The 12,659-nt window shown below is 71.9% G+C and carries 10 protein-coding genes; 7 read left to right on the top strand and 3 right to left on the bottom strand.

Going from position 1 to position 12,659, the window contains the following annotated elements; genetic code table 11:
- Window positions 1-39: 39 nt before the first annotated feature.
- Window positions 40-903: a phosphatidylinositol-specific phospholipase C/glycerophosphodiester phosphodiesterase family protein gene (locus ABZ910_RS17870; protein WP_361365436.1), complete on the top strand. Its 864-nt coding sequence runs from the start codon at window positions 40-42 to the stop codon at window positions 901-903.
- A gap of 125 nt (window positions 904-1,028) precedes the next feature.
- The gene (locus ABZ910_RS17865; RefSeq protein ID WP_361365434.1) at window positions 1,029-1,223 is read left to right on the top strand and encodes a hypothetical protein; all 195 of its coding nucleotides are present in this window, start codon (window positions 1,029-1,031) and stop codon (window positions 1,221-1,223) included.
- A 45-nt stretch (window positions 1,224-1,268) separates the two neighbouring features.
- Here ABZ910_RS17865 and ABZ910_RS17860 read toward each other — a convergent pair whose 3' ends face one another.
- From ABZ910_RS17860 to ABZ910_RS17850, 3 genes are all read right to left on the bottom strand, one after another.
- Complete coding sequence (locus ABZ910_RS17860; RefSeq protein ID WP_361365431.1) at window positions 1,269-2,507, bottom strand: phosphodiester glycosidase family protein; 1,239 nt, start codon at window positions 2,505-2,507, stop codon at window positions 1,269-1,271.
- Window positions 2,508-2,589: 82 nt separating this feature from the next.
- On the bottom strand, window positions 2,590-2,952 hold the full coding sequence (locus ABZ910_RS17855) for a DUF779 domain-containing protein (protein WP_361365428.1): 363 nt from the start codon (window positions 2,950-2,952) through the stop codon (window positions 2,590-2,592).
- A 99-nt stretch (window positions 2,953-3,051) separates the two neighbouring features.
- A complete protein-coding gene (locus ABZ910_RS17850) occupies window positions 3,052-3,543 on the bottom strand; it encodes an FBP domain-containing protein (protein ID WP_361365425.1) in 492 nt (163 codons plus the stop codon).
- Window positions 3,544-3,614: 71 nt separating this feature from the next.
- Between ABZ910_RS17850 and ABZ910_RS17845 the strand changes: the two genes are divergently transcribed.
- The 5 genes from ABZ910_RS17845 (at window position 3,615) to nrfD (ending at window position 12,449) form a co-directional block, all read left to right on the top strand.
- Complete coding sequence (locus ABZ910_RS17845; protein WP_361365422.1) at window positions 3,615-4,184, top strand: WHG domain-containing protein; 570 nt, start codon at window positions 3,615-3,617, stop codon at window positions 4,182-4,184.
- 152 nt (window positions 4,185-4,336) lie between these two features.
- Window positions 4,337-7,078, top strand: a complete 2,742-nt coding sequence (locus ABZ910_RS17840; protein WP_361365852.1) for a LuxR C-terminal-related transcriptional regulator — start codon at window positions 4,337-4,339, stop codon at window positions 7,076-7,078.
- Between the two features lie 240 nt (window positions 7,079-7,318).
- Entirely contained in the window at window positions 7,319-10,564 is a 3,246-nt protein-coding gene (fdh, locus tag ABZ910_RS17835) for a formate dehydrogenase (RefSeq protein ID WP_361365419.1), read from the top strand.
- Window positions 10,561-11,472, top strand: coding sequence for a 4Fe-4S dicluster domain-containing protein (locus tag ABZ910_RS17830; protein ID WP_361365416.1), 912 nt, complete (start codon window positions 10,561-10,563; stop codon window positions 11,470-11,472). The genes fdh and ABZ910_RS17830 overlap by 4 nt, the downstream gene beginning before the upstream one ends.
- Window positions 11,469-12,449, top strand: coding sequence for an NrfD/PsrC family molybdoenzyme membrane anchor subunit (nrfD, locus tag ABZ910_RS17825; protein WP_361365413.1), 981 nt, complete (start codon window positions 11,469-11,471; stop codon window positions 12,447-12,449). The genes ABZ910_RS17830 and nrfD overlap by 4 nt, the downstream gene beginning before the upstream one ends.
- Window positions 12,450-12,659: the final 210 nt, after the last annotated feature.

Genomic DNA, 12,659 nt, shown 5'->3' with positions numbered 1-12,659 from the left:
TCCCTTCGGCCCCATCCGGACCTTCCAGGGAGGCAGAGCATGACCCCCACCACCCGACGCAGAGCCCTCACGACCTTCGGCGCCGTCCTCGCGGGCGCGGTTGCGCTGCCCGCCCCGCAGGCCTGGGCGGACGGCGGCCGCCCCGGGCCGCGCCCGCTGTGGCGCGCCCACGCCCACAACGACTACGAGCACACGCACCCCCTGTTCGACGCCCTCGATCACCGCTTCGGCAGCGTCGAGGCCGACATCTTCCTCGTCGGCGACCAGCTCCTCGTCGGCCACGAGGCCTCCGACCTCGACCCGACCCGCACCCTCGAATCCCTCTACCTCGACCCGCTCGCCGCCCGTGTCCACGCCAACGGGGGCTCGGTGTACCGGGGTTGGCGCAGGCCGCTGCAGCTTCTCATCGACATCAAGACCGAGGGCTCCTCCACGTACCTCGAACTCGACCGCCATCTCCGGCGCCACGCCGACCTCTTCACGACGTACGCGCACGGGCAGGTGCGGCAGGGCCCGGTCACCGCCGTCATATCCGGCGACCGCGCCGCCCGTACCCCCATGGAGGCCCAGACCGTGCGACGGGCCTTCTACGACGGCAGGCTCAGCGACCTCGGGAGCGCGGCGCCGGCCTCCTTCATCTCGCTGATCAGCGACAACTGGACGCTGAACTTCACATGGTCGGGCGAGGGACCCTTCCCCGACGCCGAGCGGCAGCGGCTGCGGAGCATCGTCCAGGAGGCGCACGCGCACGGGCAGCAGGTCCGGTTCTGGGCGACCCCGGACACGCCCGGCCAGGCGCGGGACGCACTGTGGACGGAACTCCTCGCCGCCGGCGTCGACTACCTCAACACGGACGATCTCGCGGGCCTGGAGGCGTTCCTGGACGCCCACCCGTCGGCCTAGGCATTCCGCGGCCGGCGGGCGGACATCACTCGATCAGGGGACATGTCAGTCGCCCGGACGGCCCCTCCGCTACGCCACACTTGCGGCCGTACGCCGCGAACCGGGCGTGGCGGAGGAGGTACGCAATGGCCGTTTCCATCTCTGTGGTGCTGCTGCTCCTGATCCTGGCCGTGGTCTTCATGCGCAACGGTGCGCTGAAGATCTCCCACGCCCTGGTCTGCATGCTGCTCGGCTTCTACCTGGCCAGCACGAGCATGGCGCCCACCATCCACAACGGACTCACCGCGACCGCGGACCTCGTGAGCGGTCTGCGGCCCTGAGTCCTTGGGTCTCAGATTCCCCGAGCCCGTTGAGGCCCGGCGGAGTCACGGCGCCGAGAAGACCCCGATGCCGTTGGGCACGGGGCGCTCGGCGCCGCCGCTGGGATGGTTCCGTACCGTGACCGCGCTCGTGCCCGGCTCACGGGCGACCAGCGTCGTCGAACCGCCCCCGTCCAGGCTGAAGGCGTCCACCGCACCCAACTTCCGCATCTCGGACGCCACTTCGGCGATGGTCAGTCCGCTGCGGTAGGCGGGGGCGCCGTCCAGGGCGAGCAGCAGCACGCGCCGTCCGCCGTCCGTGATGCCCACGGCGGTGCGCACGGCCGCCGTGGCGCCGTCGAGGCCGGGCAGCGGCTGTCCGCCGCGCAGGACCGGGTAGCCGCCGAGAGCGAAGCGGTACGGGGTCGCGGGCGTGGACGCCACGAGCCGGTGCCCCACCGTCACCGGCGCGCCCACGGACAGCTTCCGCAGCCACTGCGCGCCCGTCTCCCGGCCCACCAGGACGGTGGCGTCGGCGGCAATGGGGCCGCTGCCGGGGGTGTCGGAGGCGGACACGACCCGCCCCTGGCGCACCGTCACCTCGTACGTGTCCGTACTGCACGGGGCGGCCCGGTCGGTGTCCGTGCCGCACGTCGCGCGCACCCGGGAGACGCTGCCCCACCGCGCGGTGAAGGCGCCGACCGCGTTCTCGGGCAGCGCGTACTGGTTGAACCCGCGAAGCGGCAGCAGGCTCTCGCGTGTGTGGACGAACCCGTCGAGAGCGAGCCGGTCCAGGCGGGCCCGGCCGTCCGCGCCCACGCCGAACACGTCCTCGGTCGTGGTGTCGGGCGGCAACGCCGGGCCGAACCGCTGGCCGTCCGGCACGGCCGCCTTGAGCACCTGCCCCTGTGCGATCGTCGGTCCGTCTGCCGAGCCCGTCGCCTCGACGCCCGGGTGCTGGGTCTCGGTGATGTTGAAGAAATCGCCGTTGACACCCCCGATCGCGCCCGCGGAGCCGGCGAGTTGGGAGACCGGGGCGCGGGCGGCCACCGCGCCCGGGTGCAGCAGGTCCAGGTGCACGTGCGGATCGCCCAGGTCGACGTCGAGCACATGGGCGTGCGTCACGCCCTTGGCCGCGGGGATGTCGAACTGCTGGTACACCACACCCGGCGCGATCTGCGTGCCGCCCTGCACGGCGCCGGCCGGTGCCGCCCCCGTCAGGGCCGCACCGGCCAGCACACCGAACGCCGAGACAACCGTCAGTACCGTTCTGCCCACCGGCAACCGCACTCGTCGATACGTCACTTCGCCCCCTGATGTCACGTCCACTCTCCCGGGTCCCGGGACTTGGGAGAAGTGCACCAGAAGGCGGAATGTCCCGCGGTGACTATGCGTCGACTACACGAGAACGGGTGAGGAAACGGACCCCCTCGGGCGCCTCCAGCGAGAAGCCGCTGCCCCGGCCGGGCACGACGTCCACGATCAGCCGGGTGTGACGCCACGCCTCGTACTGGCTGCGTGACATCCAGAAGGTGACCGGCGCGTCGACACCCTCCACGGCCAGTTCGGCCAGCAGCACGTCCGAGCCCCCGGTGCGGAACTCGCCGTCCGGGTAGCACATGGGTGCGCTCCCGTCGCAGCAGCCGCCCGACTGATGGAACATCAGCGGACCGTGCGAGGCGTGTAGTCGGCGGACCAACTCGGCTGCTTGCGAGGTGAGTTCGACGCGCGGGACTTCTTCCTCATCCATGGTCACCGTCCTGGGCGGATGCGTCTGCTGTGAAGCGGTCTCACAGTCTTACGGCTCGTCGCGGAGGCGTCCACCCCGCGCGGGACTCGATGTCCGGGGTCAGGCGGTCACCTTGGCGATGAACGCCGCGACGTTGTCCACGGTCCGCCGGATCTTCTCGTCCAGCGTGAGCGACTCCTGGAGCCGCGCGCCCACACCCGCGTCCTTCTTGCCCCGCACGTACAGCGAGCAGGCGAGGTCACTGCACAGATAGGCGCCCACCGAATTGCCCTGCTGTCCCGCCTTCCCGGCCTTCGGCGCGACCATCAGGGAGACGCCGCCGGTGTGGGTGGTCAGGCACATCGAGCACATGCTGCGCCGCATCGACCAGGCGGCGGGGCTGGGGCAGCGCAGCCCGATGCCCTTCAAGCGGCCGTCCAACTCGATGACCAGGTAGGCGCGGTCCGGCGCCTGGGGATCCCGCCAGCCGAGATAGTCCAGGTCGTCCCAGGGGCGGTCGGTCAGATCGCGCGGGACGGACAGGCGCTTCGCCTCGCCCTTGGTGCAGTTCACGAACGCGGCACGGATCTCTTGCTCGGTCAGCGGCTTCATGGATGCCAAGCTAATTTGCCTAATAGCTTTAGGCAAATGGATAATCTCTTCAGGGCTACGAAGGGATGGGTATGGCACGAGTGGGACTGACCACGGAACGTCTGGTGCGGGCGGGAGCGGAGCTGGCCGACGAGGTCGGCTTCGATCAGGTGACCGTCTCGGCCCTGGCCCGGCGCTTCGACGTCAAGGTCGCCAGCCTGTACTCGCACGTGAGGAACTCCCAGGACCTCAGGACCAGGATCGCCCTGCTGGCACTGGAGGAACTCGCCGACCGCGCCGCCGACGCCCTGGCCGGACGGGCCGGCAAGGACGCCCTCGCCGCCTTCGCCGGCGTCTACCGCGACTACGCCCGCGAACACCCCGGCCGCTACAGCGCGGCACAGCTCCGGCTCGACCCCGAGACCGCGGCCGCGAGCGCCGGGGTCAGACATGCGCAGCTGACGCGGGCGATCCTGCGCGGCTACGACCTGACGGAACCGGACCAGACACATGCCGTACGGATGCTGGGCAGCGTCTTCCACGGTTACGTCAGCCTGGAGACGGCCGGAGGCTTCAGCCACAGCGCCCCCGACGCCGAGCAGACCTGGGCATGGATTCTGGACCGACTCGACGCCATGCTGCGGCACTGGCCCGGCCCCTGAGCGGGGCTCGGTTCACGGGGACCCGCACGACGCGCGCGTGCGGGGGAAAGCTGGGATGGTGAAAGTGGTGGGGAGCGCTGCGCATGGCATGACGGACAGTGGTGGTGAGCGCTTTGGCCACGATCGGCGAGGAGGAGCGGCCGGGCCCGTTCATACCCGGCGTCGATCTCACTCCCCGCGTCGATCCCACGGGAGTTCCGCTCCTCGACCCCACGGGAGACCCGTTCCTCCGGACCCGGTTCGCGCTGCCGGCGCGGCCCGTCACGTTCCTGCGGCGCGAGCGCCTGGCCAGGCACCTCGACGAGGCCCTGGTGACGCCGTTGACGATGGTCAACGGGCCCGCGGGCTCGGGCAAGACCCTCCTGGTCGCCGACTGGGCGGCGAGCCTGGGGCAGCAGGTCGCCTGGCTCACCACCGACGCGGTGGATCAGCGGCGCGGGTTGTTCTGGGCGTACCTGCTCCAGGCCCTGCGCGTCACCGGCGCACCGTTGCCCGGCGACGTCGGCTTCCCCGTCGACCCGGGCCGGGTCGACCCCAGGCTGCCGGCCCGGCTCGCCGCGGAGCTGAGCGGGCGTGAGCGGCCCGTGGTCGTCGTCCTCGACGAGTACGACCACGTGACGGACCCGGAGATCGCGGAGCAGCTGGAGTTCGTCCTCCACCACGCGGGCCACGGCCTGCGCCTGATCATCGTCACCCGCACCGAACCGCCGCTGCCGCTGCACCGCTACCGGGCGGCCGGCGACCTCACCGAGATCCGGGCCGCCGAGCTGGCCTTCACGCCCGAGGAGGCGGCAGAACTGCTGGAGGCGCACGGGTTGCGCCTTCCCGCGCCCGTGATCCGCGCGCTCGTGGACCGCACCCGGGGGTGGGCCGCGGGGCTGCGGCTGTGCGCCCTCGCCGCCCGAGCACAGCCCGACCCGGAGACGTATCTGAAGGAGTTCGAAGCGGGGCGCAGCACGGTCGCCGACTACCTGCTGGCCGAAGTGCTCAAGCGGCAGCCGGACGAGACCCAGGACCTCCTGCTGCGGGTCAGCGTCCTCGACCGGTTCTGCCCCGACCTGGCGAACTCCCTGACCGGGCGGAGCGACGCCGGGCACCTTCTGGCCGAACTGCACGGCGAGAACGCCTTCGTCGAGGACCTCGGGCACTCCTGGTACCGCCTCCACCCCCTGTTCGGGGAGATCCTCCGCGCCCATCTGCAGATGCGTGCGCCCGGCCTCGAGCCCCGGCTCCACCGGAAGGCCGCGCGATGGCTGCGGCGTTCGGGACACCTGCCGGAGACCCTCACGCATGGCGCTGCCGCGGGCGACTGGGAGTTCACGGCTCGTGCCTTCGTCGACGACCTGGCCGTCGGGCAGCTCTTCACCGGCCTGCGCCGCGACGAACTGGCCGAGCTGTTCTCTCCCATGGGACCGGAGCCCACCGGCTCCACGACGAACCTCGTACGGGCGGCCTGTGACCTGGCCCGGGGCGACCTCGACCGGGGCGTCGCCCAACTGCGCCGCGCCGCAGACGGGTTGGACCGGCAGCAGCACGTCGTGCGCGGCGCGGCCCGTCGGCGGGGGTACGGCGCCGGGAGTCCCGCGGTCGCCGCGCCCGACCGGGCGGCGGCTCAGGTGAGCCGTGCGCTGTTGGAGTCGCTGGTGGCCCGGCTGACGGGTTCACCCGGACTGGCGGAGAGGGCGGCCGCGAGGGCCGGGAAGTGGCAGCGCGAAGTCCCCGCCGACCTCGTGGTCAAGCACCCGGAGATGACTGCCCTGTTGCTGACACATCTGGGCGCCACACGCCTGTGGGCGGGGCGCTTCGGGGACGCGCGTGCCGCCCTGTCCATGGTGACCGGCCGAGCCGACTCCGCCTCGACGGCGCTCCCCGAGACGGAGGCCCTGTGCCACCTGGCGCTGATCGACTACCTGGAGGGGTGGATCGGCCGAGCGGAGCGCACGGCAAGGGAGGCCGCGACCGGCACGGAGCGGTTCGCCCTGCCCCGGGGATTCGGCTCCGGCCTGGGGCGGCTGGTCCTGGCTGCCGTGGCCGTCGACCGCGACGAACTGGACCAGGCCCGGGCCCTCCTCGACGAGTCGGCCGCCGCACGCGCCGAGCGGGAGGACCCGGTGACGGCGGCGGCCCGATGCGTGGTCACGGCCCAGCTGCTGCTGGCCCAGGGGCACCTGCACGCGGCCCGGCGAGCGGCGAGACCGGCCGACTCGACCGACGCGGCGTCACCCTGGGCCGAGGGCCACGCCGCGTCGGTCGCCTCCGCCGTACATCTGGCCGAGGACCGGCCGGAGGCGGCGGCCGAGGTGCTGCGGTGGGCACCCGACGACCAGCCGGCCTGCGTGGTGCAGGCGGCGCGCGTGCAACTCGCTCTGGGCGACCCCGGTGCGGCGACCGACATGCTCGACGGTCTGCGCACCGATCGCGGGATGGGTCCGGCGATCGCCGTCCGTGCCGCGCTGGTGCGGGCCCAGGCCGCGGCGGAGACGGGGGACCTCGCGACCGCCCGCAGACTCGTGGCCCTGGCGCTGTCCAGGGCCCGGCGCGAACGGCTGCGGCGCCCATTCGCCGAGGCCGGACCCTGGCTCCGGCGCCTCGTCGACACGGATCCCCTGCGCGAACTGGCCGCGGGCTGGCTCACCGTCGTACCGCCGCGGACCGCCGCGCTGCCGCGGCCCGGTCCCGGTGCGGCGGCGACGCCCGTGGTCGAGAAGCTGAGCGGACGCGAGCGTGACGTGCTGGAGCGGCTGGCACGGATGATGTCGACGGAGGAGATCGCCGCCGACCTCCATGTGTCCGTCAACACGGTCAAGACCCATCTCAAGAGCGCGTACCGCAAGCTCGCGGTGAACCGGCGCGGCGACGCCGTGCGGCGCGCACGCGAGTTGCGGATGCTGTGAGGCGAAATCGGACAGCCCAGCAGACTCCACTTCCCTGCATAGCCGTACCGCCGACGGGTACCCGCGGCCGGAACCACGCCCGGCCGCGGGAGGGAAGGCACCGTGAGCGACCGCCGTCCGAAGGGTCCAGGGGACGACAGAGCACAGAAGGCCAGACCCACCTACGGGGACGAAGTGTCCGACGAACTGCCCGACACCCACCAACGCCGCCGGGCATTCCGTCCGCCGAAAGGACACACCATGGGTGTGCGCACGTGGATCAGCGACTGGCCAGCCTTCCGCCAGCTCACCGGAAGTGACCCGCTGGGCCGCGGCCGGGCCGCCGTGTCGGCGCGCACCGAGCACCTCAGGCCGCGCACGGACACCGCCGACCGGCTGGTGCGTTCCGTGTGCCCCTACTGTGCGGTGGGCTGCGGACAGCAGGTCTACGTCAAGGACGACGAGGTCGTCCAGATCGAGGGCGATCCGGACTCGCCCATCAGCCGAGGGCGCCTGTGCCCCAAGGGTTCGGCCACGCTCCAGCTCACCACCGGCCCGGCCCGTAGGCACGAGGTGCTGTACCGGCGGCCGTATGCCACCGACTGGGAGCCCCTCGACCTGGAGACCGCCATGGACATGGTGGCCGAGCGGGTGATCGAGACACGGCGCCGGACCTGGGAGTGGGAGTCCGAGGGACTGCGCACCGCCCGCACCCTCGGCATCGCCAGTCTCGGCGGTGCGACCCTCGACAACGAGGAGAACTACCTCATCAAGAAGCTGCTGACCGGCCTCGGGGTCGTCCAGGTGGAGAACCAGGCCCGGGTCTGCCACAGCTCCACGGTCGCCGGGCTCGGCACCTCCTTCGGGCGGGGCGGTGCCACCACCTTCATGCAGGACCTCCAGCACGCCGACTGCATCGTCATCCAGGGCTCCAACTTCGCCGAGGCCCACCCCGTCGGCTTCCAGTGGGTGATGGAGGCGAAGGCACGCGGCGCCCGGATCATCCACGTCGACCCGCGGTTCACCCGCACCAGCGCCCTCGCCGACCTGCACGTCCCGATCCGGGCCGGCAGCGACGTCGCGTTCCTCGGCGCGATCATCAACCATGTCCTGACCGAGGAGAAGGACTTCCGCGAGTACGTCCTCGCCTACACCAACGCCGCCACCCTGGTGAGCGAGGACTTCCGCGACACCGAGGACCTCGACGGTGTCTTCTCCGGTCTGGACGAGGACAAGCACCACTACGACCCTTCGAGCTGGCAGTACGAGGGCGTCGAGGTGCAGCAGCCCACCGGTGAGGTCGACGAGCAGTACGAGGCGCGCGTCCACGGCTCCGGCGGCCCCGAGGCACACGGCTCGGGCGGCGCACAGACCACGAGTCGGCCACCCCGCGACGAGACGCTGCGGCATCCGCGCTGCGTCTACCAGATCCTCAAGCGCCACTACGCCCGCTACACCCCGGAGTTGGTCGAGGAGGTGTGCGGAGTACCGCGCGCGACGTTCCTTCAGGTGTGCGAGGACCTGACCGCCAACTCGGGCCGCGAGCGGACGAGCGCGTTCGTGTACGCGGTCGGCTGGACCCAGCACTCCGTCGGTGCCCAGTACATCCGCGCCGCGAGCGTGCTCCAGCTGCTGCTCGGCAACATCGGCCGGCCCGGCGGCGGCATCCAGGCCCTGCGCGGCCACGCCTCCATCCAGGGCTCCAGCGACATCCCGACCCTGTTCAACCTGCTGCCCGGCTATCTCCCCATGCCGCACGCCCACGCGCACGAGGACATGGACGCGTTCATCGGGGCCAGCCGCACCGACAAGGGCTTCTGGGGCAACATGCGGGCCTACTTCGTGAGCCTCCTCAAGGCGTACTACGGCGACGCGGCCACCGCCGCGAACGACTTCTGCTTCGACCACCTGCCGCGCCTGACCGGCTCCCACTCCACCTACGACACGGTGATGGCCCAGCTGGACGGCGTGTGCAAGGGCTACTTCCTGATGGGCGAGAACCCGGCGGTGGGCTCCGCCAACACACGGCTTCAACGGCTCGGCATGGCCAACCTGGAGTGGCTCGTCGTCCGCGACTTCTCCCTCATCGAGTCGGCGACCTGGTGGCAGGACGGACCGGAGATCGAGACCGGGGAACTGCGCACCGAGGAGATCGGCACCGAGGTGTTCTTCTTCCCCGCCGCCGCGCACACCGAGAAGAACGGCTCCTTCACCAACACCAACCGCTGGCTGCAGTGGCACCACGCGGCCGTCGAGCCCGAGGGCGACGCCCGCAGCGACCTGTGGTTCATGTACCACCTGGGCCGCCGAATCAAGGAGAGGCTGGCCGCCTCGACCGACCCGATGGACCGGCCCGTACAAGATCTGACCTGGGACTACCCCGTCGACGGCCCGCTGACCGAACCGGATGCCGCCGCCGTGCTCGCCGAGATCAACGGCCACGGCCCGGACGGTGTACCCCTCTCGGCGTACACCGAACTCAAGGACGACGGCTCGACGAGGTGCGGCTGCTGGATCTACTGCGGGGTGTACGCGGACGGCGTCAACCAGGCCGCCCGCCGCAGGCCCGGAAGCGAACAGGACTGGGTGGCCGCCGAATGGGCCTGGGCGTGGCCCGCCAACCGCCGCGTCCTCTACAACCGGGCGTCGGCCGCCCCGGACGGCACTCCGTGGAGTGAACGCAAGGCGTACGTGTGGTGGGACGAGGCCGAGGGGAAGTGGAGCGGGTACGACGTCCCGGACTTCGTGCCCGACCGCGCCCCAGACTTCGTACCGGACGAGGACGCGACCGGCCCCGACGCGCTGCGCGGCGACGACCCGTTCATCATGCAGGCCGACGGCAAGGGCTGGCTGTACGCGCCCGCGGGTCTGGAGGACGGCCCGCTCCCGACCCACTACGAACCGCAGGACTCCCCCTTCGCCAACGCCCTCCACCCTTCAGCGCCCCGCTCCCCCGTACGCCAGTTGATGCCCCGGGAGGGCAACCGCTACCACCCGAGCGGCGACGAGAAGGGGGCCGAGGTCTTCCCGTACGTCGTCACCACGCACCGCCTCACCGAGCACTTCACGGCGGGCGGCATGAGCCGCTGGTCGCCCTGTCTCTCCGAACTCCAGCCGGAGTTCTTCTGCGAGGTCTCCCCGCAGCTGGCCGCCGAACGCGGACTCGAGCACCTGGGATGGGCCACCATCGTCACGGCCCGCAACGCCGTCGAGGCCCGCGTCATGGTCACCGCCCGGATCACACCCCTCACGGTGCACGGCCGGACGATCCACCAGATCGGACTGCCGTTCCACTGGGGACCCAACGGCGTGGCCACCGGCGACGCGGCCAACGAACTCGTCGCGATCGCCCTCGATCCCAACGCCCATATCCAGGAGGACAAGGCGCTGACCGCCGACATCCGCCCGGGCCGTCGGCCACGCGGCCCCGACCTGCCGACGCTGGTCGCCGAATACCGCAGGCGTGCGGGCATCACCGCCGACACAGGGACGGAGACCCTGAAATGATCAACCGTCACCTGCTCAGCGGCACGGAACCCGACCCCGCACGCGACGCCGGGCACACCGAACCCCCGCCCCGTGTCGGCTTCTTCACCGACACCTCCGTCTGTATCGGTTGCAAAGCCTGCGAGGTCGCGTGCAAGGAATGGAACGCCATCCCGGAGGACGGCCTCTCCCTCACCGGCATGAGCTACGACAACACACAGGGCCTCGGTGCCTCCACCTGGCGCCATGTCGCCTTCATCGAACAGCAGGTCCCGGCGCCGGACGGACGCACCCAACTCCCCCTCGCCGAAGCCGAGTCCGCCCCTCCCGCCGAGACCGGGGAGCTGCGCTGGCTGATGTCGTCCGACGTGTGCAAGCACTGCACCCACGCGGCCTGCCTCGACGTCTGCCCCACGGGCTCCCTCTTCCGGACCGAGTTCGGCACGGTCGTCGTCCAGGAGGACATCTGCAACGGCTGCGGCTACTGCGTACCCGCCTGCCCGTACGGCGTCATCGAGCAACGCCCCGACGACGGAAGGGCGTTCAAGTGCACGATGTGCTACGACCGGCTGGGTGCCGGACAGGAACCCGCCTGCGCCAAAGCATGCCCGACCGAGTCCATCCAGTTCGGCCCGCTGGACGAACTGCGCGAACGAGCCGCGCTGCGCGTGGACCAATTGCACACGGCGGGCGTGGACGGCGCGCGGCTGTACGGCCACGAGCCCGACGACGGGGTCGGCGGCGACGGCGCGTTCTTCCTGCTCCTCGACGAACCCGAGGTCTACGGGCTGCCCCCCGACCCGGTCGTCACCACCCGCGACCTCCCCACGATGTGGAAGCACGCCGGTGCGGCAGCCCTCTCCCTGGCCGGTGCCTTCGCCGTCTCGTTCGCGCTGCCCGGTCTGCTACGCAGGAAGGCCACACGATGAGCGACTCCGCCAGCAGCTTCGGGCAGCGCGCGCGTCAGGGGCGTCGTAAGCGCCGAGGCGAGCAACTCATGGTTCCCCGAACCGAGTTCGAGTCCTACTACGGACGTCCGGTCATCAAGGCACCGTCCTGGCGTGCCCGGGACATCGCCGGGTACTTCTTCCTGGGCGGTCTCGCCGGCGCGGGCTCCGTGCTGGCGGCGGGCGCCCAGCTCACGGGGCGTACGACGACCGCCACAGCGATGAAAGTGTCCTCCCTCGCCGCGGTCTCGCTGTCCGCCGCCGCACTCGTGCACGACCTCGGGGTGCCGAGCCGGTTCCCCAACATGCTCCGCGTGCTCAAACCCACCTCACCCATGAGTGTGGGCTCGTGGCTCCTCGCCGGTTACGGACCGGCCGCGGGCGCAGCGGCCGTCACCGCCGTCACCGGGCGGCTGCCCCGGGTCGGGGCCACGGCGACCGCGGCGGCGGCGCTGCTCGGACCGGCCATCGCCTCGTACACGGCCGTCCTGGCGGCGGACACCGCCGTTCCCGCCTGGCACGGCGCGCACCGCGAGCTGCCCTACCTGTTCGCCGCCTCCGCGACGGCCGCCGCCTCCGGCATGGCCCTGCTCCTCGGTCCGGTGCACGAGTCGGCACCCGCACGCTGCGCCGCGGTGCTCGCCGCCGGCGCCGAGGAGGTCGCGACCCGGGCGGCCGAGCGGCGCCTCGGCATGGTCGCGGAAACCTACCGCCAGGGCCGTGCCGGAACCCTGCTGCGCGCTGCCCGTCTGCTCACCGCGACAGGAGCCGCCACCGGCCCGCTGCTCGGTCACCGCAGCCGCCCGGCGGCCGTCCTCGCGGGCCTCGCCCTCCTCGCGGGCTCGGCGTGCACCCGCTTCGGCGTCTTCGCGGCAGGAGTCGCCTCGGCCGAGGACCCGAAGTACACGGTCGCACCCCAACGCGCCGCCGCGAACTCGTCCGACGGGACCGAGAACTGACGGCACACGGCGCCGGGATCGCCCCGCGCCCGACCCGGTCGTCACCTCCTCGCCGTGGACGCCCGGCCGCAGAGGCGGTTCCAGCGGAGTGTCCGGGTAATCCGGGGGCAGCGCCGCCGGCCCGTCTCGGACCACCTGCTCGTGGGCGACGGCCTTTCCCAAGAGGGAACGGCAATGCCGCCACGTGGACGGACGACGTTCCCGACCCGA

Origin of the sequence: Streptomyces sp. NPDC046805, from assembly GCF_040645355.1 — a bacterium.
Classification (GTDB): domain Bacteria; phylum Actinomycetota; class Actinomycetes; order Streptomycetales; family Streptomycetaceae; genus Streptomyces.
The sequence above is the reverse complement of the archived record's forward strand: the minus strand, read 5'-3'. Positions and strand labels throughout refer to the sequence as shown.

What these genes read in the sequence shown, in the direction of transcription:
- ABZ910_RS17865 (WP_361365434.1), top strand. Translation starts at nt 1,029, where the DNA reads ATGGCCGTTTCCATCTCTGTGGTGCTGCTGCTCCTGATCCTGGCCGTG.
- ABZ910_RS17845 (WP_361365422.1), top strand. Translation starts at nt 3,615, where the DNA reads ATGGCACGAGTGGGACTGACCACGGAACGTCTGGTGCGGGCGGGAGCG.
- ABZ910_RS17850 (WP_361365425.1), bottom strand. Translation starts at nt 3,543, where the DNA reads ATGAAGCCGCTGACCGAGCAAGAGATCCGTGCCGCGTTCGTGAACTGC.
- nrfD (WP_361365413.1), top strand. Translation starts at nt 11,469, where the DNA reads ATGAGCGACTCCGCCAGCAGCTTCGGGCAGCGCGCGCGTCAGGGGCGT.
- ABZ910_RS17870 (WP_361365436.1), top strand. Translation starts at nt 40, where the DNA reads ATGACCCCCACCACCCGACGCAGAGCCCTCACGACCTTCGGCGCCGTC.
- fdh (WP_361365419.1), top strand. Translation starts at nt 7,319, where the DNA reads ATGGGTGTGCGCACGTGGATCAGCGACTGGCCAGCCTTCCGCCAGCTC.
- ABZ910_RS17855 (WP_361365428.1), bottom strand. Translation starts at nt 2,952, where the DNA reads ATGGATGAGGAAGAAGTCCCGCGCGTCGAACTCACCTCGCAAGCAGCC.
- ABZ910_RS17830 (WP_361365416.1), top strand. Translation starts at nt 10,561, where the DNA reads ATGATCAACCGTCACCTGCTCAGCGGCACGGAACCCGACCCCGCACGC.